The 22,829-nt window shown below is 67.2% G+C and carries 24 protein-coding genes; 6 read left to right on the forward strand and 18 right to left on the reverse strand.

The features are described 5' to 3' along the window. Nucleotides 1-12: 12 nt before the first annotated feature. Together AC1DSC_RS18525 and AC1DSC_RS18530 are read right to left on the reverse strand one after the other, a co-directional pair. Nucleotides 13-876: a cysteine hydrolase family protein gene (locus AC1DSC_RS18525; RefSeq protein WP_062365280.1), complete on the reverse strand. Its 864-nt coding sequence runs from the start codon at nucleotides 874-876 to the stop codon at nucleotides 13-15. 72 nt (nucleotides 877-948) lie between these two features. Continuing rightward, complete coding sequence (locus AC1DSC_RS18530) at nucleotides 949-1,683, reverse strand: NUDIX hydrolase (protein ID WP_018906944.1); 735 nt, start codon at nucleotides 1,681-1,683, stop codon at nucleotides 949-951. Between the two features lie 154 nt (nucleotides 1,684-1,837). Between AC1DSC_RS18530 and AC1DSC_RS18535 the strand changes: the two genes are divergently transcribed. The 5 genes from AC1DSC_RS18535 to AC1DSC_RS18555 all read left to right on the forward strand — a co-directional run bounded on the left by AC1DSC_RS18535 (nucleotide 1,838) and on the right by AC1DSC_RS18555 (nucleotide 5,407). Beyond that, nucleotides 1,838-2,539 (forward strand): GntR family transcriptional regulator, encoded by a 702-nt coding sequence (locus AC1DSC_RS18535; RefSeq protein WP_015866303.1) that lies wholly within the window; start codon nucleotides 1,838-1,840, stop codon nucleotides 2,537-2,539. Between the two features lie 57 nt (nucleotides 2,540-2,596). Beyond that, a complete protein-coding gene (locus AC1DSC_RS18540; RefSeq protein ID WP_062365279.1) occupies nucleotides 2,597-3,688 on the forward strand; it encodes an isocitrate/isopropylmalate dehydrogenase family protein in 1,092 nt (363 codons plus the stop codon). 72 nt (nucleotides 3,689-3,760) lie between these two features. Further along, nucleotides 3,761-4,729, forward strand: a complete 969-nt coding sequence (locus AC1DSC_RS18545) for a tripartite tricarboxylate transporter substrate binding protein (protein ID WP_062365278.1) — start codon at nucleotides 3,761-3,763, stop codon at nucleotides 4,727-4,729. 23 nt (nucleotides 4,730-4,752) lie between these two features. Then, entirely contained in the window at nucleotides 4,753-5,046 is a 294-nt protein-coding gene (locus AC1DSC_RS18550) for a putative quinol monooxygenase (protein WP_062365277.1), read from the forward strand. 82 nt (nucleotides 5,047-5,128) lie between these two features. After that, nucleotides 5,129-5,407, forward strand: a complete 279-nt coding sequence (locus AC1DSC_RS18555) for a type 2 periplasmic-binding domain-containing protein (protein ID WP_162269823.1) — start codon at nucleotides 5,129-5,131, stop codon at nucleotides 5,405-5,407. A gap of 75 nt (nucleotides 5,408-5,482) precedes the next feature. Here the strand turns inward: AC1DSC_RS18555 and AC1DSC_RS18560 are convergent, their stop codons facing one another. The 12 genes from AC1DSC_RS18560 to AC1DSC_RS18615 all read right to left on the reverse strand — a co-directional run bounded on the left by AC1DSC_RS18560 (nucleotide 5,483) and on the right by AC1DSC_RS18615 (nucleotide 17,094). Then, nucleotides 5,483-5,806 carry a hypothetical protein gene (locus AC1DSC_RS18560; RefSeq protein ID WP_310649287.1) on the reverse strand — a complete coding sequence of 108 codons (324 nt, stop codon included), beginning with the start codon at nucleotides 5,804-5,806 and terminating at the stop codon, nucleotides 5,483-5,485. A gap of 23 nt (nucleotides 5,807-5,829) precedes the next feature. Further along, a complete protein-coding gene (locus tag AC1DSC_RS18565; RefSeq protein ID WP_155736606.1) occupies nucleotides 5,830-6,444 on the reverse strand; it encodes a hypothetical protein in 615 nt (204 codons plus the stop codon). A gap of 57 nt (nucleotides 6,445-6,501) precedes the next feature. Beyond that, nucleotides 6,502-6,771 (reverse strand): hypothetical protein, encoded by a 270-nt coding sequence (locus AC1DSC_RS18570; RefSeq protein ID WP_062365274.1) that lies wholly within the window; start codon nucleotides 6,769-6,771, stop codon nucleotides 6,502-6,504. Nucleotides 6,772-6,973: 202 nt separating this feature from the next. Beyond that, nucleotides 6,974-7,882 carry a beta-1,6-N-acetylglucosaminyltransferase gene (locus AC1DSC_RS18575; RefSeq protein WP_062365273.1) on the reverse strand — a complete coding sequence of 303 codons (909 nt, stop codon included), beginning with the start codon at nucleotides 7,880-7,882 and terminating at the stop codon, nucleotides 6,974-6,976. A 199-nt stretch (nucleotides 7,883-8,081) separates the two neighbouring features. Next, entirely contained in the window at nucleotides 8,082-9,512 is a 1,431-nt protein-coding gene (locus AC1DSC_RS18580; RefSeq protein ID WP_062365272.1) for an aldehyde dehydrogenase family protein, read from the reverse strand. Between the two features lie 13 nt (nucleotides 9,513-9,525). Beyond that, nucleotides 9,526-10,548: an alpha/beta fold hydrolase gene (locus tag AC1DSC_RS18585; protein ID WP_018906938.1), complete on the reverse strand. Its 1,023-nt coding sequence runs from the start codon at nucleotides 10,546-10,548 to the stop codon at nucleotides 9,526-9,528. Between the two features lie 140 nt (nucleotides 10,549-10,688). After that, a complete protein-coding gene (locus tag AC1DSC_RS18590; RefSeq protein ID WP_062365271.1) occupies nucleotides 10,689-11,726 on the reverse strand; it encodes a Gfo/Idh/MocA family protein in 1,038 nt (345 codons plus the stop codon). Next, on the reverse strand, nucleotides 11,723-12,841 hold the full coding sequence (locus AC1DSC_RS18595) for an ABC transporter ATP-binding protein (RefSeq protein WP_062365270.1): 1,119 nt from the start codon (nucleotides 12,839-12,841) through the stop codon (nucleotides 11,723-11,725). Before AC1DSC_RS18595 ends, AC1DSC_RS18590 begins: the two co-directional genes overlap by 4 nt. A 52-nt stretch (nucleotides 12,842-12,893) precedes the next feature. After that, nucleotides 12,894-13,784, reverse strand: a complete 891-nt coding sequence (locus AC1DSC_RS18600; protein ID WP_015866290.1) for a carbohydrate ABC transporter permease — start codon at nucleotides 13,782-13,784, stop codon at nucleotides 12,894-12,896. Nucleotides 13,785-13,788: 4 nt separating this feature from the next. Beyond that, nucleotides 13,789-14,751, reverse strand: coding sequence for a carbohydrate ABC transporter permease (locus AC1DSC_RS18605; protein ID WP_015866289.1), 963 nt, complete (start codon nucleotides 14,749-14,751; stop codon nucleotides 13,789-13,791). 25 nt (nucleotides 14,752-14,776) lie between these two features. Continuing rightward, nucleotides 14,777-16,108: an ABC transporter substrate-binding protein gene (locus AC1DSC_RS18610; RefSeq protein WP_015866288.1), complete on the reverse strand. Its 1,332-nt coding sequence runs from the start codon at nucleotides 16,106-16,108 to the stop codon at nucleotides 14,777-14,779. Between the two features lie 65 nt (nucleotides 16,109-16,173). After that, complete coding sequence (locus tag AC1DSC_RS18615) at nucleotides 16,174-17,094, reverse strand: dihydrodipicolinate synthase family protein (RefSeq protein WP_015866287.1); 921 nt, start codon at nucleotides 17,092-17,094, stop codon at nucleotides 16,174-16,176. 168 nt (nucleotides 17,095-17,262) lie between these two features. Between AC1DSC_RS18615 and AC1DSC_RS18620 the strand changes: the two genes are divergently transcribed. Next, nucleotides 17,263-18,141, forward strand: a complete 879-nt coding sequence (locus AC1DSC_RS18620) for a LysR family transcriptional regulator (protein WP_041945825.1) — start codon at nucleotides 17,263-17,265, stop codon at nucleotides 18,139-18,141. Here the strand turns inward: AC1DSC_RS18620 and AC1DSC_RS18625 are convergent. The 4 genes from AC1DSC_RS18625 to AC1DSC_RS18640 all read right to left on the reverse strand — a co-directional run bounded on the left by AC1DSC_RS18625 (nucleotide 18,129) and on the right by AC1DSC_RS18640 (nucleotide 22,808). Continuing rightward, complete coding sequence (locus tag AC1DSC_RS18625) at nucleotides 18,129-19,001, reverse strand: amidohydrolase family protein (protein ID WP_015866285.1); 873 nt, start codon at nucleotides 18,999-19,001, stop codon at nucleotides 18,129-18,131. The genes AC1DSC_RS18620 and AC1DSC_RS18625 overlap by 13 nt on opposite strands. 1 nt (nucleotide 19,002) lies before the next feature. Then, complete coding sequence (locus AC1DSC_RS18630; RefSeq protein ID WP_015866284.1) at nucleotides 19,003-20,757, reverse strand: IlvD/Edd family dehydratase; 1,755 nt, start codon at nucleotides 20,755-20,757, stop codon at nucleotides 19,003-19,005. A gap of 40 nt (nucleotides 20,758-20,797) precedes the next feature. After that, nucleotides 20,798-21,796: a Bug family tripartite tricarboxylate transporter substrate binding protein gene (locus tag AC1DSC_RS18635; protein ID WP_062365269.1), complete on the reverse strand. Its 999-nt coding sequence runs from the start codon at nucleotides 21,794-21,796 to the stop codon at nucleotides 20,798-20,800. Nucleotides 21,797-21,995: 199 nt separating this feature from the next. Then, the gene (locus tag AC1DSC_RS18640) at nucleotides 21,996-22,808 is read right to left on the reverse strand and encodes a class I SAM-dependent methyltransferase (RefSeq protein WP_062365268.1); all 813 of its coding nucleotides are present in this window, start codon (nucleotides 22,806-22,808) and stop codon (nucleotides 21,996-21,998) included. Nucleotides 22,809-22,829 lie beyond the last annotated feature (21 nt).

Raw genomic sequence — 22,829 nt, forward strand, 5'->3', positions numbered from 1 at the left:
GGCGGGTTGGCGTCAGGCGTTGGCCGCCAGCAGTGCGCGCACTTCGGCGCTGCTGCGCAGCTGCGCGCCGCGCGCGGCCATGTCGTCGAGGAAGGCCTGGTGCTGCGCCTCGAAGCCGGTCACCGGGCTCATGCAGTCGGTGACGAGCACCAGCTTGGCGGGCCTGCCCGACGGCAGGTGGGCGGCGATGTGCTCGGTGGTGGCCTTCACGCAATGGCTGCTGGCTTCGCCCGCAATCACGATCAGGTCGGCGCGGTCGAGCGACGCGACCAGCCGCATGTTGAGCGCGGTGCCGGGATCCTCCGCATCCGGCACTTCGGCCTGGATGGCGCTGTAGTGCTCGGTCCAGGGATTGCTGCCCTTGGCGACCTTCTCCACCAGGCCGGCCTGTGCGTCTTCCCAGGCGTTGTAGGCGGCCTTGACGGCGGCATGCACGTTGTGGCCCCAGCTGCCGATCTCGCAGTGCACCGGCCACACCATCAGCGTGTAGCGGCCCCTGCGCTCGAGTTCGTCAAGGTAGGCCAGCGCGCGCGGCAGGGCCGCGGCGTCGCGGGGCCGGTAGTCGCCGCCGCGAACCTGCGCCGCGGTGATCGCGGTGAAGGGCGCCACCGCGCCGCCGCCGCGCGCCTGCCAGAACGTGGGATGCGCGATGTCGAACCTGTGGTGCGAGTCCAGCGTGACCGTGATGCCGGCGATGCCGCCTCCCCCTTCGCGGATCAGGCCGGCCAGCCTCAACATGTCGGCGTGGGCACCGGCCACCGGCAGGGCCGGCTGCAGCGGCGCGCCCGTGGCGGCGTCGATGCCGAGCCAGTCGGCCGGCAGGTCGCAGAAGTCGTTCTGCGGATCGATCACGAGGAGATGGATGTTCTGCTTCATGGCGGGGTCCTCTTGTGTTAGTTGTACTGTACAACTCTCTTTGGTTGCACTGTACAACCATGACGGAGAAAGTCAAGCCTCGGCGTCGCGCGGGCTGAAGGTGCGGGGAAACAGCGCCGCCTGGGACCGGTCGCGCAGCCGGTAGCCCATGGCCGGCCGGCCGGAGGCGCCCTCCACCATCCCCGCCTCTTCCATGAAGCCGCCATCGAGCATCCGCTTGCGGAAGGCGCTCTTGTCGACGGCTCGGCCGAGCACGACCTCGTAGGTGTGCTGCAGCTGCGGCAGCGTGAAGGGCTCGTTCAGCAGGAAGGCCGGCAGCGAGGTGTATTCCACCTTGCTGCGCAGCCGGGCGATGGCGCTGGCCAGGATCTCCGCATGATCGAACGCCAGGCGCTTGCGACCCGCGGCAGCGGCGTCCATCCATTCGACCTGCGCGGCATTCACGCCTTGGTCGGGCACCAGGTCCCGGGCCGGCATCAGCGCGAAGAAGGCGTGCGTGGCCGACCAGCCGCGCGGATCGCGATGCGCGCCGCCCCAACTGCCCAGCTGCTCGAGATACGGTGCGGCAACCCCGGTCTTCTCGCGCAGCTTGCGCAGTGCGCAGTCGAGCAGGCTGGCGTCCCTGTCGACGTCGATGAACCCGCCGGGAAGCGCCCAGCGCCCCGGAAAGGGATCGTCAGGGTTGCTCGGGCGACGTACCAGCATGACCTTCAGCGCATCTTCCAGCACGGTGAAGATGACCACGTCGACGGTGACCAGCGGCCTGGGAAAGTTCAGGCCGGCCTGCTTCTTGGGGGATGGCTTCAAGGCGCGAGCTCCTCTTGATTTGGGTTGTACAGAACAACTCTGGAGGGAGGAATATAGCGAGCGCGTGCGCGTCCGGGTTTTCCCAGGCAACGGCATTCCGATTAACGTATACATTAATTCATACGTTATTTGACCATCCGACCCGGACTCGTCCATGCCCACCCCGCGCACCACGACCCCACCCCCGGCTGCCTCGCCTGCGCTCTCGCGCACGGACGCGGCCTATGAAAGCCTGCGCCGGCGCATCCTCGACAACATATGGCCGCCCGGCCATCAGGCGCTGGAGCAGGAGATCGCGCTGGAGCTCGGCCTGAGCCGCACACCGGTGCGCGAAGCGCTGATCCGGCTCGAGCGCGAAGGCCTGGTGCAGGTGATCCCGCGCCACGGTATGCGCGTGCTGCCGATGTCGGCCACTGACATGCGCGAGATCTACGAGATCCTCACCGCGCTCGAAAGCCTGGCCGTCGAGATCGTGGCAACACGCCGCCCGTCGGACTCCGAGCTGGCGCCGCTGGTGCGCGCGACGCAGGCGATGGAACACGCATTGGCCAAGGACGATCTCGACGCCTGGGCACGCGCCGACGAGAGCTTCCATGCGCAGCTGGTCACCATGGCCGGCAACCGCCTGCTGACCGAGGCCGTCTTCAGTCACTGGGACCGCGCGCACCGCGCCCGCATGTTCACGCTGCGGCTGCGGCCCAAGCCGGTGAATTCAACGCAGGAACACACAGCGCTGGTGGAGTGCCTGCGCGCCGGCGATTCGGCCGGCGCATCGGCAGTGAACCGAGCCCACCGCCAGCGCGCGAGCCGCGAGCTGCTGGCGCTGTTCGAGCGCTACCGCCTGCAGCAGATGTAGCCCGGCTGGATGTTTTTTTCTTCTTCCCTTCTCACGCCACACAAGCCCCTCTCTCCCATGGAAAAGAACTACCGCATCGCCGTCCTGCCGGGAGACGGCATCGGCACCGAAGTCATGCACGCGGCGCAGGCCGTACTGGAAGCCGTGCAGCCGCGCGTCGGCCGTGCGCTGGCACTCGAATGGCTGCCGGCCGGCGCACAGCACTATCTCGACAGCGGCGTCGCGCTGCCCGAGACCACGCTGCGCCGCTGTGAGAGCGCGGACGCCATCCTGTTCGGTGCGATGGGCCTGCCGCACGTGCGCGGCGCCGACGGCACCGAGATCATTCCGCAGCTCGACCTGCGCATGCACTTCGACCTCTATGCCGGCGTGCGGCCGATCCGCACCTTCCGCGGCCTGCCCACGCCGTTGTCGAACCCTAAGGCCGAGCACATCGACCTGGTGCTGGTGCGCGAGAGCACCGAAGGCCTGTTCTATGCCCGCGGCCGCGGCGACGTACGCGGTGACCAGGAAGTGTTCGACACCATGCGTATCACGCGCCACGGCACGACACGCATCTGCGAATTCGCCTTCCGCCTGGCCGCACGCCGGGCCGAGCGGCTGGGCCGCGCAGGCCGCGTGACCAACGTGGACAAGGCCAACGTCTTCGCCTCGATGGCCTTCTTCCGCAAGGTGTTCGAGGAAGTCGCGGCGCGCCATCCGGCGGTGGCGGCCGACAGCGGCTATGTCGATGCGATGGCACTCAACCTGGTGATGAAGCCGTGGACCTACGACGTGCTGGTCACCGAGAACATGTTCGGCGACATCCTGTCGGACCTCATTGCCGCGCTGGTCGGCGGCATGGGCATGGCGCCCTCGGGCGACATCGGCGACAGGCACGCACTGTTCCAGCCGGCGCACGGCACCGCGCCCGACATTGCGGGCCAGGGCAAGGCGAACCCGACCGCGATGCTGCTGTCGGCCGCCATGATGCTCGAGTGGCTGGCTGAGCGCAGCGGTGACACCGCACTGGCCGACGGCGCGGCGCTGATCGAACGCGCGGTCGAGCAGGTGTTCGCCACCGGCCAGGTGCGGCCGATGGAGTTCGGCGGCATGCACAGCACGGCCGACATCACGCGCGCGGCCACCAACGCCCTGCGCGCGGCCTAGCTGCGCGACGCGGCAGTGCTGCCGGCGGCCACGCCCGCCGTCCCGTTTTCCAAACAACGCGGAGACAAAACCATGAAGCGCTTCCTGAACGCCGCCCTGCTCGCGACCGCGGCCCTCGCCGCACCGCTCGCCGTCCATGCCCAGGCGTGGCCCGCCAAGCCGGTCAAGATCGTCGTGCCCTCGCCGCCCGGCGGCAGCACCGACCAGATCGCCCGCGCCATCGGCCAGAAGCTGTCGCAGGCGTGGGGCCAGCCGGTAGTGGTGGAAAACCGGCCCGGCGCCGGCCTCACGTTGGGCGCCGACTATGTGGCCAAGTCGCCGGCCGACGGCTACACGCTGCTGATGGGTGCGGTGCACCACTCGATCGCGCAGTCGGTCTACAAGAAGCTGCCCTACGATTTCGGCAAGGACCTGGCGCCGATCACCGTGCTGGCCATCGTGCCCAACGTGCTGATCGTATCGGCCGCCAACCCTGCGAAGAACGTGGCCGAGCTTATCGCGCAAGCCAAGGCGAACCCCGGCAAGCTCAGCTACGGCAGCACCGGTGCCGGCACCGCGCACCACCTCATCGGCGAGCAGTTCAACGACATGGCCGGCACCGACATCCTGCACGTCGCCTACAAGGGCAGCAGCCCGGCGCTGGTCGACCTCATGGGCGGACAGACGACGATGATGTTCGACACGGTGGCCTCCTGCTTGCCGCTCATCAAGGGCGGCAAGCTGCGCCCGCTGGCGGTGGCCACGGCCAGACGCTCGTCGGCACTGCCCGAGGTGCCGACGCTGTCGGAAGCGGGTCTCACCGGTTTCGACATCGCGACCTGGTTCGGTCTGATGGCGCCGGCCGGCACGCCCAAGGCCGTGGTCGACAAGATCCACGCCGATTCCACCCGAATCCTCGCGATGCCCGAGATGAAGAAGCAATGGCTGGAGATGGGCGCGGAGCCGATCGGCAACACGCCCGAGCAGATGGCCGCTCAGATACAGGCGGAGATCGCGAAATTCGCGGCGCTCGCCAGCAAGGCCAAGTTGAGCCTCGACTGACGCCGACGGAAAGATTGAAAATCATGACCCACGCACTGCTCGTCGACTTCCAGATCCACCCCGAGCGAGCCGAAGCCTTTGCCGAAGCCATCGCACACAATGCGCAGCGTTCGCTCGGCGACGAGCCGGGTTGCAGCCGCTTCGATGTATGCCGCGACCCGGCCGACCCTGGCGCCTTCTTCCTCTACGAGCTGTACGACGATCCAGCGGCCATCGAGGCCCACCTGGCTGCGCCGCACTTCCTTGCGTTCGACGCGATGACGCGCGACTGGGTCGTGCGCAAGTCGGTGCGAACCCGCGTGCTGGTGGGTGCGTAACCCTCGGGCATGGAGCGATCGCGGAACTGCTCGCGAAGCCTGCCTTTATTTCATCCTTGCCAAGGCCCCGTCGCATCCCGCCTTGAGATGGAACGGGGCGTGCGTCAAGCCAGCGACGGATGCTGAACCCGCAAGGCCCCACCGCCGCCTGGACGTCGACCTCGAAGCGCTTGATGAACTCAGGCGAGTCGTTGAGCGCGTGGCCGAAACCTTGCTGCGGATCGCTAAAGTGGAGGTGTTCAAGCCGCCCTTCACGCTGCCGGGGTTCGCCGTCAAGCAGCACTGGCACGAGCGGTATCAGCAGGACCCTTCCAACAGGTGGCTGAGGTCGGTGATTGCCGATCTCTTTCTGGAGCGTTAGCGCGGGAGCACCGGCTGTGACGCTCAGGCGCGTGCGGAAATCGCAAGTGAGTCGTCGGGATGATTGCTTTCGCCGTCACCTGCCGCCGGCCTTGCCCACCTTTTTGCCCACATCGCACACTCTCTCGCGCAAGCCATCGAAATGGGCCGCGTCTACCACTGCGACGGGCGCCGAGAGGCCTCCTTGGAGCAGCAGACTACGCAGCTGGAGCCGCTGCTGGTCCTTTCGGATGATCTCGTGCACATCCTCACTGCTTGTGCCGTGGCCGCATTCGAACATTTGCTCGTCCACGAACGACTTCATGGCTTCCGGCAGGGATACGTCATGGTGCTCATGGGAGAAGTTTATGCTGTTTGCAAGCAGGTCTCGTCCAGGTGGATTCATTTCTGCAGAGTCCATCTACCCCGCCGCAGCAAGACGGATCACATGCCCTGCAGCTCGAGCCACTCCCAGGGCTTGTAGGCCCACTCGTATTTTTCGCACGCATAGGACACCAGGATGCCGACGGCTTCCTCGGCGCTGACCGGCTCGGCCGCGCGGTAGTGCGCCCCGGGAGTGACCAGCTGATGCTCCAGATGAAAGCCCTCGGCGTCGGCGAACACCTGCATGTAGGTTCCGCCGCGCCGCTCAACGATTGCGAACGCCGACGGGCTGTCCTGCAGCAATGGAATCCAGTGGCGGATGTTGGCTTCGTTCGCCGGCTCGGCCACACCGAGCTCGGGGCACTCCAGCATGGGCTCCTGGTATTCCGCACCGATGTCGAAAAGAAGATGTTCCTGTGCGGTGGGCGCACCGTTCCTGAAGATGGCGATCAGGAAGCAATCGCGGATGTCGAGGGGCACATGGACCAGCAATGCATCCTGCGCCTGCGAGCGGCGGGCAAAGACCTGCGCCAATGGCGGAGCCGTCCATGCCTTCAATTGCAGGGGGCCGCGAAGGCTGTGCGCAAGCGCCATGGCGCCTTGCTTGACCGCATCGCTTCCGGCGTGATCCTCGGTGCCTCCGTGGAGCAGGTCGATGTATTCGTGGAGTTGCATGAGCCTCGAGGAAGGCGGCGCCGGTTTGCGAGAAAAGAACATCCGATGCAGTTCCTGTCACTGTTTGAGCGATGCCCGGCGGGCCAGCCATGGCTTGACGATGGCGTACCACGCGCAGAGCGGCCAGAGCACCACAGCCGAAGCCGCGGCGAGAAGCAGCATGTCGATCAGGAGCTCGGCGCCTGGCACGTAGCAATCCGGTGTGGCGGGGCACCCGATTGCGCGGCGGTAGCTTTCGTGGAAACGGTATTGCACAACCGGCAGGGCCGCTGCCACGGCCCACCACAGCACGCGCAGAACGCTGCGCAGCAGTTCCAACCATCTCATGGCAAGTGCTCTACTGCAGCCACCGCAGATTGGCCCAGAAGCTGTCGCCAAACCGAGTGGCGCAGAAACCGCAGGCGGCGACGGCGAGCGCCGCGTGGTTCGATCTTCATGCGCTGCCCTCCTGCGGCCGGACGACCGCTCCCGGCTCGTATTCTGCCTTCGGGACCGACGAGGATCGCCGGGCCGAAGCCGGCGCCCACGGCTAGGCCGCCTCCTCGCCCGCTTCCGCAACCAGGTTGTGATTGCCGTTGCGGTCCAGCCTGTCGCACAGATCGCTGGAGACGCCGCTGCCAACCTTGCGCACGAACCACATGCCCGACGCGACGATCTCCTCGTAGTCCGACGTGTGGAACCACCGCGACAGCGAGGGATCGATCAGGTGCAGGTTCGCCGCGTCCCAGACGCCGCTTCCGCTGACGGGCTCCACGGTGTGCTGCAGCGGGGAGTTTGCAAGCAGCGTATGAAAGTAGATTTCGTCGGGCGCCTTGGAGAACCGAAGGAATCGCTTCACGGACGTTTCATGCGGATACGACACGAGGTAGCTCACGGCTTCAGGGGTCAGCGCCCACCATTGGGAACCGAAGTGCCACTGCGCAAAGAGCGGGAACGACCGGCGCCCGAGCTTGCCGACGAATTGCAGAAGGCCGCGCGACAGCCGCACCAGGGTGAATTTCCGTCCATCCACGGGAAGGTCCTGGTAGAACCAGAAGTGGCGGACTCGCTCATGCAGTTTGCGCGTGCTTGCCAGCGGAATCATCTTGATGAAGTTCGTGTCGACATGCAGCTGCGAGAAGGTGCGGAATTCTTCCAGCGGGCGCAAGGGATAGCAGTTGCCCGAAAGCAGCATGAAATGGCTCACCTGCGACACCTCGCATTCCGCGAGCGCGGTGCGCATGAGCTTCAGGGTGGCATCGACCTGGGAGATGGCGCCCCAGCGCACATCGACACGGTCCTTCACGTAACTTACGCGCGGATCGTCGATCCGGAACGCGGAAAGCTCGGCCTTGGCATCGACATGGACAATGCAGCGGCCGACCGAAACCAGCCGCCGCAGCAAGCGCTTTGCCTGCTGTGGATCCGCATGAACAAGCAAAAGGAATACCGGGCTCATGTCACGATGGCAGTACGTCTGATCGGCTGCTGCCTGACCTGGCGAATGGCCCTGGAGAGTTCTCTCAAAGCCGCAGCGGCCAGCAGCTATCGTACGACAAGCGCCCGGTCGAGCGCATCGGATGGGTACCCAGGTGGCGGCCTGGCCATGTCGGCATCGGCAACAGCCAGCACGCGGCCCGCCACCGGCACCCACCTTTTCACGCAATGCCGTCCGCGGCGGCAATGGTCTTTGGCTCCAGGAAAGCCTCCATGCCGAAGACACCGAACTCCCTGCCGACGCCCGACTGCTTGACGCCGCCAAAGGGCGCGGCCAGCTCGGGCGCGATGCGATTGACCAGCACGGTGCCGGCCCGCAGCCGCGAGGCCACGCGCAGGGCACGCTGCGCGTCGGACGAGAAGACGTAGGCCTGCAAGCCGTACGGCGAGTCGTTCGCGATGCCGATGGCTTCGTCCTCATCGCCATAGCCGATCATCGAGAGCACCGGCCCGAAGATCTCCTCGCGCGCAATGTCCATGTCGTTGCGCACCTCTGCGAACACGGTAGGCCGCACGAACCAGCCCCGCTCGAAACCGTCCGGCCGGCCCTCGCCGCCGGCCACGAGGGTGGCGCCCTGCGCCAGGCCGCGGCGGATGAAGTGCTGCACGCGATCGAACTGCGCCTGGCTCGCGAGCGGTCCGACCGCGGTGGCAGGATCGCGCGGATCGCCCACGCGCAGGGCGGCCGCCGCCGCTCGCACCTGTTCAATGGCGGCTTTCATGTGCACGCGCGGGATCAGCAGGCGCGTGCCCGCCACGCAGGCCTGGCCGTTGTTCATGAAGGCGGCGTTCAGTGCCAGGGGCAGCGTGGCGGCCAGGTCGGCGTCGTCCAGCACCAGGGTGGCCGACTTGCCCGAGAGCGCGAGGCTCACGCGCTTCATGGTGTCGACGCCCGCGCGCGCAATGAGCTTTCCGGTCTGCGTGGAGCCGGTGAACGAGATCTTCGCGATGCCCGCACTGGTGGCGATCTCGTCGCCCACATCGCTGCCGCGCCCGAGCAGCACATTGAAGACGCCAGGCGGCAGGCCCGCGTCGTGCAGCGCCTCGGTCACGGCCTGCGCCTGCAGCGGGCCCAGCTCGCTCGGCTTGACGACCGAGGCGCAGCCCGCGGCAATGGCCGAAGCCAGCTTGCTGCAGATGCTTCCGGCGGCGGCGTTCCAGGGCGCAATGAGGCCGGCGACGCCGACCGGTTCCATCACCACGGTGGCCTCGCCCAGGCGGCGCTCGAAGGCGTAGTCCCGCAGCGCCTGCGCCGTGGTGGCGAAGCATTGCGAGGCGTAGTTGCTGACCCACTGCGAGCGGGCCAGCGGGCCGCCGTACTCCTCGATGGTGGCTTCGCGGATCCGGTCGGTGCGTGCCAGCACCGCGGCCTCGAGGCGCCGGAGCATGTCGATGCGCTGCGCCCTGGTGCTTCGCGCGAGCGCCGGCTGGGCGCGGTTCGCCGCGGCAATGGCGCGCTTCGCATCCTCGCGGTTCGCCAACGTCACCGTGCCGATGGCCCGCTCGGTCGCGGGGTTGCAGATCTCCAGCCGCTCGCTGCCCTGCACGGGCACGAAGGCGCCATCGATGTAGGCCTGGTCGATGTTCCACATGGGGTCCGCCGCCTCAGCCGCGCGCCACGTCGAGCACCGCCTTGGCAAAGGCCTCGGGCGCTTCCTGCGGCAGGTTGTGGCCGATGCCGCCGCTGACCAGCCGGTGCTCGTAGGTTCCCGAGAACTTCTTCGCGTAGGTGCCGGGCTCCGGATGCGGTGCGCCGTTGGCGTCGCCTTCGAGCGTGATGGTCGGCACGCCGATCACCGGCGCCTTGGCCAGCCGGTCCTCGAGCGCCTGGTACTTGGCCTCGCCGTCGGCCAGGCCCAGGCGCCAGCGGTAGTTGTGGACCGTAATGGCCACGTGGTCGGGGTTCTCGAAGGCCACGGCGCTGCGCTCGAAGGTGGCCGCATCGAAGTTCCACTTCGGCGAGGCCAGCTGCCAGATGAGCTTGGCGAAGTCGTGGCGGTTCTTCTCGTAGCCCAGGCGGCCGCGCTCGGTCGCAAAGTAGTACTGGTACCACCACTGCAGCTCGGCCGCGGGCGGCAGCGGGGCCTTGCCGGCCTGCTGGCTGCCGATGAGATAGCCGCTGACCGACACCAGCGCCTTCACGCGCTCCGGCCACAGCGCGGCCATGATGCAGGCCGTGCGCGCGCCCCAGTCGCAGCCGGCCACGGTGGCGGCCTTGATCTTCAGCGCGTCCATCAGCGCGATGATGTCCACGGCGACCACCGACTGCTGCCCGTTGCGCGGCGTGCGGGCCGACAGGAAGCGGGTGCTGCCGTAGCCGCGCAGGTACGGCACGATCACGCGAAAGCCCGCGGCCGCAAGCTGCGGGGCGACGTCGACGAACATGTGGATGTCGTAGGGCCAGCCGTGAAGAAGAATCACGGGGGCGCCGTCGGCCGGGCCGGCCTCGTAGTAGCCGATGTTGAGCGAGCCCGCGTCGATGCTCTTGAGCGGCTCGAGGCGCCGGAGGCTCGGCGTACCCGCGGACTGGGCGAAGGCGGGAACGATCGGGGCCAGCTGGGCGGCGGCCATGCCGAGCGCCGCCTTGGCAAGGAAGGAACGGCGGGGCAGCAGGGGAAAAGCGGTCATCGGGGGCTCCATGGTTGCGAAGTGATGGAGCCATTGTTCGGCGCACCGGCAGCCCTGCGACCGGCTTGCGTATCCCTCTGTATCTGGGCCGGGTGCGCCAACAATAAATTTCAATTGCGGGCGCGCGGCCGGGTGCCGATTCAGGCCCCGATCCGCGGCGTCCGTTCCAGGAAGGCTTCGCTCGCAGTTTCCCCTTGCCGATACACCGCCTCGACCAGCGCCAGCGTGCGCAGGTTGTCGGCCGGCTCGGTCTCGAAGGCGCGGCCATTGCGTACGCTGTCGACAAAATGCGCGATCGTTGCCGCGTAGGAGGCGAGATAGCACGCGGGCAGGTCGTAGCGCAGCTCAGCAGGCTGTGCACCCAGGCAGCGCAGCGTGTCGTCCTCGAGCTCGATGGTCCCCTTGGTGCCGACCAGGGTCAGCCGGTCGGCCTGGGCCGGCGCGCGGCCGTGCACCGACAGGTTGGCCAGCAGCGCCACCGGGGCCTGCAACGTGGTCTCGAAGGACAGGAAGGCCCGGTCCTCGCCGCGCATCACCGGGCTCGCGCGCCCGAGCCGCGCATGCACCAGCGTCAGTTCGCCCAGCAGAAAGCGCAACGTGTCGATGTGGTGGATCAGTATCTCCATCACCAGTGCGCGCTCCAGACCCGCGATGAAGGGCTGGCGCTCGAGCGCAGGCAGCCTGCCGGCCTCGTCGGGCAGCAGGCCGGAGGTCATCAAGGTCATGCTCGCCTGGACCACGTCTCCGATGCGGCCCTCCGCGAGCCATCCCGCGAGGTCGCGGTAACAGCGACGGAAGCGCCAGTTCTCGTGGACCATGAGCCGGCACCTGGGCGCCACTTCGTCGGCCAGTGCACGGGCTTCGGCGAGCGTGGGAGCCAGGGGCTTCTGGCACAGCACGGCCAGGCCACGCTCTGCCGCGGCGCGCACGATGGCCGCATGGAATTCGCGCGGCGCCGCCACGTCGACCGCATCAAGAGGCATCGCGTCAAGCATCTCCTGCGCGCTCGCAAAGACCCGGGCGATGCCGAACTCGCGTGCACGCGCCTCGGCGTTGGCGATGTTCGGGTCGGCGATGGCCACGACCACGGCCTGCCTTTCGAGCGCCCGCCAACCCGCAAGATGGTGCGAGCTGACCCAACCTGCGCCGACCAGGCCCACGCGCAAGGGCTTCGTCATGGCGCGCCCACGTCGGCGGCGGGGATCGCCTTCTCCGTGAAGGCATCGAACAGATAAAGCGCCTCGTCCGGAATGGTCAGGCCCACGCGATCGCCGATGCTGCTTTTCACATCGCGGTGCAGGCGGGCCATGACATCGCCGGCATCGCCCTCCAGCGAGACCATGAGGAGCGTCTCCGCACCCAGCGGCTCGATGGCCGAGACCACGCCCCGCAGCGTGCCGACGCCCTCGCGGGCCTCGTGCAATTGCAGTTCCTCGGGCCGCACGCCAACCAGCAGTTCACTCGCCGGAGGCAGCGCGGCGCGGGCCCAGCGGGCCAGTGGAAGTTCGCTCCCGCCCAGTGCCGCGACAGCAGAGGACGGGCCCTGCACGATGCGCGCCTTCAGGATGTTCATCGGCGGGTTGCCGAGAAAACGGGCGACGAAGGCATCGGCCGGCGCGCGGTAGACGTCCAGCGGCTTGCCGACCTGGGCCACCTTGCCCTTGTTCATGACGCAGATCCGCTGGCCCATGGTCATGGCCTCGACCTGGTCATGCGTCACATAGATCATGGTCGCGCCCAGCCGGCGGTGCAGCCGCACCAGCTCGTTGCGTGTGTTCACCCGCAGCGCCGCGTCGAGGTTCGACAGCGGCTCGTCGAACAGGAAGACCTTGGGCTCGCGCACGATCGCGCGGCCGAGCGCCACGCGCTGCCGCTGCCCACCCGACAGCGCCGCGGGCTTACGCGCCAGCAGCTCGTTCAGGCCCAGGATGCCGGCGGCCGACTTCACGCGTGCGGCAATCTGCTGGCTATCCACCTTGCGCCTTCGAAGTCCGAACGACAGGTTGTCGGCCACCGTCATGTGCGGATAGAGCGCATAGGACTGGAACACCATGGCAATGTCGCGGTCCTTGGCGGGCACCTCGTTGACCTTGCGCGTGTCGATGGCCAGCGAGCCTTCGCTGATCGCCTCCAGCCCCGCGATCATGCGCAGCGTGGTCGACTTCCCGCAGCCCGAGGGGCCGAGCAGGACCATGAATTCGCCGTCCTGCACGGACAGCGACACGTCGTCGACGGCGGGCTGCGCCGTGCCCTTGTAGCGCTTGAAGATGTTTTCGAGATGGACTGCTGCCACGGTTTGTGCCCCGGTCGTTGGAATTGGGAAGAGAAGAAGAAAGGCCCGGCGCTCACTTGACGGCGCCGGCCGTCATGCCCTGAATGAGCTTCTCGGAGAAGAAGGCGTACAGCACCACCACCGGAATGACCGCGATCATCATGCCGGTGGCGATCATCCCGATGTCCTGGAAGTAGTCCCCCATGTACGCACGGATGCCGATGGGGAGCGTGCGCGAGCCTTGGTCGCTCAGCAGCACCACCGCGAACAGGAACTCGTTCCAGAGCTGGATGAAGTTCAGGATGATGGTGGTCGCGATGGCCGGCATTCCCACCGGCAGCACGATGCGCCAGAAGATCTCGAAGTCGGAATACCCGTCCATCTTGGCGGCGTCGAAGAGGTCCTGCGGAATGCGGGCGAAGAAGCCTTCGAGCAGGTACACCGTCAACGGCAACTGCAGGCTCACGTACACGATCATCAGGCCGAGCCGCGAGTTGTAGAGCTCGTACTCCACCAGCACCTGGAACAGCGAGATCAGGATGATCTGCGGCGGGAAGACGATCGAGCTGAACAGGATGAAGTAGACCAGCCGGTTGCCGCGGAAGTTGTAGCGCGCCAGGCAATGCGCCGCCGCCGCGCCCAGCAGCGTGACGATGGCTACCGCGGAAACGACGATGAGCGAGCTGTTCCAGAAGTACTGCGCAAAGTTCGAATCCACCCATGCGATGCGGAACTTCTCCCAATGAAAGGTTTCGGGCCATGCGAAGTGGTTGGCGCTGATCTCGGAGGTCGTGCGCACCGACATCGTCCCGATCCACAGAAAAGGCAGCGCGGAGTAGAGCGTGTACAGCACCACGGCGGCCATGAGCCCGCCGTTGCGCAGCATGCGCGAAAGCGCGGCCGTCAGCGGTTCGCGATGATCCACCGCGGCGGGTGGTTTCAGGGTGGTGGAAGCCGAGGTCATGAAATCAGTACTCCATGCGCTCGCGGCGACGGAACAGCAGGTTGAAGAAGACGACGAAGCCGACCACCACGAAGAACCACACCACGGCAATCGCCGAGGGATAGCCGAGGTCGAAGGTGTTCCAGTTGAAGGCCCGCTTGTACACATAGGTCGACACCGTTTCGGTTGACCACACCGGGCCGCCCTCGGTCATGATCCAGACCAGGTCGAAGACTTTCATCTTGCCGATGAAGGCAAGGATGTAGAGGTTGAGCAAGGTCGGCCAGAGCATGGGCACGATGATGTCGGTGAGCTTGTGCCACCAGCCGCAGTTGTCGAGCTCGGCGGCCTCGAGCACCTCCGACGGCAGCGAATGCAGCGCGGCCAGGCAAACGACCATGTTGAAGCCTGCCCACTTCCAGGCATGGGTCACGATCAGCGAGCCTAGCGCGAACCGCGGGTCGCCCAGCCAGGCCTGCGCCCAGCTCTCGAGCCCCATGGCGCGCAGCATGCCGTTCACGACGCCCCAGTCGTAGTTGTAGATCCAGACCCACATGATCCCCACCACCACATAGGACAGCAGCACGGGCGTGAACCACGCCACGCGCAGGAAGCGCGAGAACGGCACGCCGGCGTACAGGCACAGCGCAAGCAGCAGCCCGACCACCACGTCGAGGATGGGTCCGATGACCGACCAGGCGGCGGTGTTGCGCACCGCCGCCCAGAAAGTCCTGTCCTTGAAGACCTCGGCATAGTGGGCCCAGCCGACGAACTCCGACGAGGCCAGGTCGGCCACGTTGAAGAAGCTGTTGTAGAAGGTGCGCAGCACCGGATAGGCCGTCAAGGCCGCATACACGAGCAATGCCGGCGCGAGGAACAGCATCACGGTGGGCAGCGAAGCGCGCCGGGAGTCGGCCTCCGGCGCCGAAAGCCAGGAGGCGAGCGTGCGGCGCATCGCCGCTGCGACGCCGGAAGAAGGATCTGTCATGTCGAATCGCTCCGAGCCTGCCGGATCAGCCCGAGGCCTTGCATGCCGCATCCATCTGCGCGGCGGCGTCGTTCACGCTCACCAGGCCACCGGGGAAGGCCCGGTTGAGCACCTGCGCGAAGGTGTCGCCGCACTTGCCGCTCATGTAGTGCAGCGGCGTCCCGATGAAGTACCTGGCGCCGGCCCCGCGCTCCTGCAGTTCCTTGAAGTACGGTGCATAGATGCTGGTGATGCGGGACGGGTCGGTCCTGACGCCCGTCTGCAGCAGCACGCTCTCCATCCACTTGTTGCCGTTCTCCACGGTGGCGAGCGACGAGAGCATCTTGCCCGCGCATTCCTTGTTCTTGCTCCGCGAATACATCACGTAGCTGCCGCCGACCGCCAGCGTCTTGCATTCGGGGCACTTGCTGCCGTCCATCGCCGGGTACTTCATCAGGCCGAGCGCAAAGTCCTTGGGCTGCCCGCCCTTCTCCGGTGCCACGAAGGCGCGCCCGGTGTACCAGCTTGCGATCGGGAACATCAGCGCGCCCGGGTTGGTGTGGAAGTAGTAGTGCGACTCGCCCAGCTTCATCGTGGCCATGCTCCTGGGGAACATGCCGGCATCGACCAGCTGCTTGACCCAGGTCATGGCCTCGATCACGCGCGGGTCCTGGAACGGCAGCTTGCCGGTCAGGAGCTTCTCGTAGTCTTCGGTGCCCAGCTTGCGCAACAGGATCTCCTGCAGGAAGTAGGCACCCGGGTAGGGCCGGTCGCCCACGCCCGTGGCTGTCGGCGTGATGCCGGCGGCGACCGAGCGCTTGACCATGTCGGCGAACTGGGCCTGCGTCATCTGCATGCCGGCCGGCGGCGTCACGCCGATCTTCTTCATCAGGTCGCGGTTGTAGTAAAGCTCGACCGAGTAGGCCTCCTGCGGCATGGCGTAGACCTTGCCGTTCCAGGTCCATGCGCGCTTGGCCCAGTCCTCGAGGTTGGCCAGGTCGATGTACTTGTCGAGCGGCTCGAGGTAGCCGCTCTTGGCGAATGCGATCTCGTCGGGCTCCAGCCAGAAGATGTCCGGTGCCTGGCCGGTGCGCACGGAGGTTTTCACGGACGTGTAGAGGTCCGCCTTCTGAACGAACTGCAGATTGACCTTGCACTGCGGCGTAGCCGCCTCGAACTGCTTCACCCGCTCTTCGATGAAGCTGCGCTTCGAAACCTCGTCGGGCCAGTGGCTCCACATCGTGAGCGTCTGCTGCTGCTGCGCCATGGCAGGCGCGCCGATCAATGCGAGCACGGTGCCGGCCAGGGCCAGCGCTGCCGCGCTTCGTCGGGCGCTGCAAAGGCCTGGCCAGGCCGCGGGAAGAGAAAAATGCGTCATGTGTGTCTCCTTTTTTGTATGAATCCGAATCGGGCATCGAGGCGGTCTTCGCCGCCGCAGTGGACTCAGGCGCGCGGATAGCCCGGCATGCTGAAGTCGATGGCCTGAAGCTGCGCGTCGATTGCATCGCGCGTCGAGCTGTCCAGGGGCGCGAGCGGCGGGCGCACCATGCGCCATGGCGCATCGTTGGCGTACGTGGCCAGCGCATGCTTCATGGCGGGGATCATGTAGCCGCCCTGGAACACCTTGCGGACCGCATCGGCCCTGGCCTGCAGTTCGGGAGCGTCTGCACCCTGCCATCCCGCATAGACCCGGTGGATTCCCGCGGGATTCATGTTCACCGTTGCGCTGATGCAGCCGGCGCCACCGAGCGGCATCGCCATTGAGAGCAGCGACTCGCTGGCGGGAAACACGTCGAAGCCATCGGCGGCGAAGTTGTCGATCATGGCCTTGGTGTTCGCCCAGTCCCCCGAGGAGTCCTTCGCGCCGGCGATCACCGTCGGATAGCGCTTGCGAAGCCGCTCGATCAGGCCCAGGGTGATCGGAACGTGGCTGAACTGCGGGATGTGATACAGGTAGATCGGCGCACAGCCGGGCCCCACTCGTTCGATGATCTCGGCGTAGTAGGCGAACACGCCGTCGTCGGACACGCCCTTGAAGAAGAACGGCGGCAGCGTCAGCAGGCCGGCTGCGCCGAGTTCGGACGCATGCCGCGAAAGCTCGACCGCGTCGGGGAGCGCGCAGGCGCCGGTCCCCGGCATCAGCTTCGCCGCGGGAATGCCCGCTTCCACCAGTGCTTCGGTCAACGACTTGCGCTCGGCCACGCTGATCGAGGCGGCCTCGGAGTTGGTGCCGAAGATGGCCAGGCCCGCGTTGTTGCCGACGAGCCATTCGCAGTGCGCGATGAAGCGTTCGACATCGGGCGCCAGGCTGCCGGTGAAGGGTGTCAGGACGGGCGCAATCACGCCGCGTAGTCTGGTGGTCATGCTGTGATGTCTTCCGAAGGTGGCACCGATCGACGGATTCGAAGCGGGCCCTTATTGCTTGTGCGGGCCGAGTTTGAAAGCGCGGGCCCTTCGGAAGAAGCGATGGCGGCACCGTCAGAGCAAAATAATTTTTTGTTCCGGTTCATCCGCAAAGTTACATTCCTTCGCATGGACACCCGCTACCTGCAGAGCTTTGTTGCCGTCGTCGAGCTGGGATCGATGGCCGAAGCGGCACGCCATCTGGACCTGACGCCTGCGGCCATTGCGGCGCGCGTCAAGGCGCTGGAGGAAGAGATGGGGCTCTCCCTGGTGCAGCGGGCGGGGCGCTCCGTTCGCCCCACCGCAGCCGGCCTGAAGATGCTCGACCGGGCGCGCACCGTGCTGAGGGAAATCCGCGACCTGCGGGCCGCCGCCGGCGACGGCTTCGCGCTCGGCGAATTGAAGCTCGGCGTGTTCGGCTCGGCGCTGACGGGCGTGCTGCCGCCCCTGCTCAAGCGCCTCTACGATCGGTACCCGGACCTGTCGGTGTTCGTCGCTCCCGGGAATTCCGTCGAGCTCTGCCGCCAGGTGACCCTCGGCGCGCTGGATGCCGCCATCGTCGTCGAGCCCCAGTTCGCCGTGGGGAAAGGCTGCGCATGGCACGCGCTGCTGGAGGAAGGGCTCGTGGTGGTGGCGCCCGCAGGCCTGGCGGACCGCACTGCCCACCAGTTGCTGGAGACCGAACCCTTCATTCGCTACGACCGCTCCGTGCTGGGTGGCCAGCTTGCCGATCGCTATCTTCGCGACAACGGCCTGGTCGTGAAGCAGCGGCTCGAGATCGACAACCTGATGGCGATCGCCGCCCTCGTCGGGCAGGGCCTGGGCGTGGCGCTGCTGCCGGACTGGTCGCCCATGTGGCACGTCGGCTACGGCATCGTGCCGGTCCCGCTGCCCTCGCGCGCGCCCGTGCGGCGCGTGGGCCTGGTGTGGGCCACGCACGGCCCACGCGCTGCCTTGTCGCAGGCGCTGCTGCACGAAGCGCAGGCCATGTACGCTCAGGAAAACTGATACAGCCTGGCCGGGTTGTCGACCAGGATCGACTTGCGCGCGGCCTCGCTCGGCACCGCATCGGCAAAAGCATCGAGCAAGGCCGCATCGTTCGGGATCTTGTGCGGCTGCTCCGTCGGATGCGGCCAATCGCTTCCCCAGAGCACATGCTCCGGCGCTTCGCGCGCGTAGGCGGCGGCCACCGCCACGGCATCCGCATAGCCCGGCGCGCCCACCGCCGATTCGTTGTAGAACCCGGACAGCTTGACACAGGCCCTGCCCTGCTGGAGCAGGCCGCGAACCATCAGGAAGGCCGGGTGCTGTGTCGCGTTCGGTTGAGGCACGCGCGCCAGGTGGTCGAACACCACGGGGACCGGCAGGTCCGCCCAGATCGCACGCGCCTCCAGCAGAAAGGCCGCGGGCGCGTTGACCTGGACATGCCAGCCCATCGGCGCGATCCGCGCGGCCAGCGGCTTCACCATGGCCAACGTGGTCGCACCCGGCGGTGCGAGATTGAACCGGATGCCGCAAACGCCCGCGCTGTGCAGTTCGCGCAGCTGGGCATCCGTCACGTCGGTGTCCACCACGGCCACGCCGCGCGCTTTTTCGCCGAACTGCGCGATCGACTCGAGCAGCAGGCGGTTGTCGGTCCCGTAGCTCGACGGCTGGACGATCACATTGCGCGTCGTGCCGATGCGCTTCTGCAAGGCCTGGTAGTCGGCGATCGATGCATCGCCAGGCCGCAGTGCCGCGCCCCGCGCGAACGGGTAGCGTGCATCGTAGATGTGGTGATGGCAGTCGCAGGCATCGGCTGGAACGCGCGTGTTCGGCGGCTCCGCGCCTTCGGACCACCTCACCGCATCGGCAGGCCGGCGGTCCATGCTAGCGCGGCACCTTGCCGACCATCCGGGCCGCTCGCAGAAAATCGAAGTCCACGCCCAGGTCGGCCTGCGTCACCGTCTGCAGGAACAGCTTGCGGTAGCCGCGCTCGGCGGTCGGTACGGCGACCGGGGACTCCTGCGCGCGCCGGGCGAGTTCTTCCGCGGAGACCAGCAATGCGATCTCGCGGCGCTCGACGCTCAAGCGGATGCGGTCGCCATTGCGGACATGGGCCAGTGGACCGCCGGCCGCGGATTCGGGCGTGACATGAAGCACGATGGTGCCGAACGCCGTACCGCTCATGCGGCCGTCGGAGATCCGCACGATGTCCTTGACGCCGGCGCGGGCCAGCTTGCGCGGGATCGGAATGTAGCCGGCCTCGGGCATGCCCGGCGCGCCCTTGGGGCCGATGTTCTTGAGCACGAGCACGTCCTGCGCCGTGACATCGAGCTCCTCGCTGTCGATGCGGTGGACCAGGTCCTCGATGTTCTCGAACACCACGACCCGTCCTTCGTGTTCCATGAGCTTCGGGTCCGCGGCGGACTGCTTGATGATGGCGCCGCCCGGGGCGAGATTGCCTCGCAGCACGGCAATGCCGCCTTGGGGATAGATCGGGTTGCCGATCGACCGCACCACCGTCTGCTGAAAGCCCGGGCCCGCCCGCTCCATCTCCTCGCCGAGCGTGCGGCCGCTGACGGTCATGGCGCCAAGGTGCAGCAGCGGCTTCAGTTCGCGCAGCAGGGTCGCCATCCCGCCCGCATGATGGAAATCCTCCATGTACCACTGGCCCGATGGCTTCAGGTCGAGCAGCACCGGCGTTTCCCGCCCCATGCGATCGAGCGCGGCCAGATCGATCTCCAGCCCCATGCGCCCGGCGATCGCCGCGAGGTGCACGATGCCGTTGGTCGAGCCCCCGATCGCCAACAGCACCCGCATCGCGTTCTCGAAGGCCTCGGGCGTCAACACCTTGTCGATCGTCAGGCCGGTGCGCGCCATCTGTACCGCCTGGGCGCCGGTCTGCTCGGCGATGCGGATGCGGTCCGCCGTCACGGCGGGCGGCGATGCACCGCCCGGCACGGTCATGCCCAGCGCCTCGGCAATGCACGCCATGGTGCTGGCCGTTCCCATCACCGAGCAGGTGCCCACGCTCGCGACCAGCTGGTTGTTCACGTCGGCGATTTCCTCCGCATCGATCTCGCCGGCGCGGTACTTGCCCCAATAGCGCCGGCAGTCGGTGCAGGCGCCCACCCGTTCGCCGCGATGGCCGCCCGTGAGCATCGAGCCCGTGATCAGCTGGATCGAGGCAATGCCGGCCGAAGCCGCGCCCATCAGCTGGGCCGGCACGGTCTTGTCGCAGCCGCCGATCAGCACCACGGCGTCCATGGGCTGGGCGCGCACCATCTCCTCGGTGTCCATCGACATGAGGTTGCGCAGGTACATGCTGGTCGGCGCGGCAAAGCTCTCGTGGATCGAGATCGTCGGGAAGTCCATCGGCAGCCCCCCTGCCAGCATCACGCCGCGCTTGACGGCCTCGACCAGCTGCGGTGCGTTGCCATGGCAGGGGTTGTAGGCGCTCCCCGTGTTGGAGATGCCGATCACCGGACGGTCGAGCGCCGCGTCGGTGAAGCCCGCGCCCTTGATGAAGGCCTTGCGCAGGAAGAGCGAGAAGCCCTGGTCGCCGTAGCTGGTGAGGCCCTTGCGCATGCCGGATCCGTCGGCTGCATCGTCGGGCTCGAAAGGAGATTTCTCGTCGGTCATGCTTGCGTTACCTTTGTTCTGTGCATCGGGACTGCTGGCCTCATTCGTCCGCCTTGATGTGGGCCGTGGTGATCAGTTTCTCCCAGCGGGCCACCTCGAGCTCGATGCGCTTTGCCGTTTGCGCCGGCGTCGTCGGCTCTGCCACATAGACGCCCTGCTTGAGCAGCATGTCCTTGACCTCGGGCGATCGAACCAGCCCGGCCAATGCTTCGTTCAGCCGCGCAACGATGGCCTCGGGCGTGCCGGCGGGAGCGAGCACGCCGAAAGTCGATGCGATGTCCAGCGCCGGCATCCCGGCTTCGACCGCGGACGGCACCTCCGGGAGCATCGAGATGCGCTCGGGCATCGTTACCGCCAGCGCACGCAGCTTGCCCGAGACGATGAACGGCAGCGCCGCGGGCACCGTCTCGACCATCATGTTCACCTGCCCGCCCACCAGATCCGTCATCGCGGGACCGCTGCCCTTGTAGGCGATGTGCGTCATGCTGATCTTCGCATCGCTGCGGATGATCTCGGCGGCCAGGCGCTGCGGCGCGCCCGCGCCCGACGACGCGTAGTTCAGCTTTTCGGGGTTGGCCTTGCCATAGGCGACCAGTTCCTTGAGGTCTTTCACCGCAAGCCTGGGGTTCACGACCACCACCAGCGGCACCGACCCCACCACCATGACGGGCGCGAAGTCCTTGGTGATGCTGTAGCGGATCTTTCCCTTCTCCAGCGTGGCCATGGTTGCATGGGAGGTGAGCGCACCCATCAACAAGGTGTAGCCGTCCGGCGCAGACCTGGCAGCGGCTTCGGCGCCCACGTTGCCGCCGGCGCCGCCCCGGTTGTCGACGACCACCTGCTGTCCCAGCTGCTCGCCCAGTTTGAGCGCGATGATCCGGCCGATCACGTCGGTCGCGCCGCCCGGCGGATACGGCACGATCAGCTTGATGGGCTTGTCGGGGTAGGCCGCGAAGGCACTCGCGGCGCTGATGGACAGGACGGCCGAGGCACCGGCCTTGAAGATCAGGCGGCGCAGCCGCGAAGTCGTGGGGGGCATGGTCTGTCTCCGGGCAAGGGGCGAGCGGATCGCCGGTGCGAGCGGGCGATGTCCGGACGCGTTTTTGTTGCCGCTAGTGTTGCCAACGCCCTCGCCGCGTTGAAGCGCCGCCCGCATGGACAGACCATAAAAAGATTTTTGTCTGCTCTCGAGCGGGGCCAATTGCCCGCGCCGATCGCAGACGCCTGCTGGGCCCGCGCTATCCCGCCGCCACGATCACATGCGCCTGGATCTTGCCTTCCACCGGCCCTTCGCCATGGCGGCTGGCGATCGCCTCCGTCGCGCGGTCCGTCGCGCGCTGAAGCAGGCTGGCGTCGCGCGCCTCGATCTCGTTGCGCAGCGGCGTTCCCTGGCAGTAGGCCGTGGCCACTTCGCGCGCCGAGGGCGAGCGGCTGCGCTTCTCACGCGTCTGGATTGCGATGTCGGCGAATCCTGCGCGGCTCAGATCCTCGCGGATCAGCGCCACATCGTGATAGCCGTGCGGCGTGCGGGCAAGGAACCGCGGCGGATCGTGCGGAAACACCGCGGCGACGGCCTGGGTGACCTCGTCGGCAAAGGCGTTCTCCTCGATGCGGTCCCAGACATTGAAGACGAATCGCCCGCCCGGCTTCAGCACGCGGCGCGCCTCGGCGTAGCCGGCACTGCGGTCGGGAAAGAACATGGCGCCGAACTGGCAGCAAACGACGTCGAACGAAGCATCGTCGAACGGCAGGTGAAGCGCGTCCGCCTGCCGCCATTCGATGCGGCTGTCGGGGCCCTGCCGGCTGGCGGCGTAGTCGAGCATGGGCTGGTTGAGATCGGTCACCACGTAGCGCGCGCCGGCGCCGAGCCTTGGCGCCAGCGCCCGCGTGACCACGCCGCTGCCGGCCGCCGTCTCGAGCACCGCGCCGGGCGAGGAGGCCGCGGCAAGCTCCGCCATGTCGGCGGCATAGGCCTCGAAGATCAGCGGGACCATCAGCGTGTCGTAGAACTTCGGGATCGAACCCGAGAACACCTTGTCGCTCTCAGCCATGAGATCTCCTTGAAGTTCCGG

The organism is Variovorax sp. 01N425 (assembly GCF_056399465.1).